Below are 305 nucleotides of genomic sequence, written 5' to 3' on the forward strand. Positions count from 1 at the left end.
TACAAACCGAAAGACAAAGCCAAGGCAGAGAATGCCGTGCTCCTAGTGGAACGCTGGATCATGATGCGGCTGCGACACCAAACCTTCCATACCTTTAAAGAGTTGAATCTCGCCATTCGCGAACTTATGAGTGAGTTAAATCAGCGTAAGATGAAACAGTATGGCGCTAGCCGCCAAGCGTTGTTCGATAAACTCGACAAACCTGCATTAAAGCCATTGCCTAAGCAGCGTTACCTGTATACCGAAACTAAGCGAGCCAAAGTTGGCCCTGACTATCACATCGAATATCGCCGTCATTACTACTC

Annotated in this window: 1 pseudogene; it reads left to right on the forward strand. The window is 47.2% G+C overall.

Going from position 1 to position 305, the window contains the following annotated elements:
- Positions 1–305: pseudogene (locus tag A142_RS09040) on the forward strand (IS21 family transposase); the annotation flags it as partial.

Origin of the sequence: Vibrio splendidus 12E03, assembly GCF_000272105.2 — a bacterium.
Lineage (GTDB): Bacteria > Pseudomonadota > Gammaproteobacteria > Enterobacterales > Vibrionaceae > Vibrio > Vibrio splendidus_I.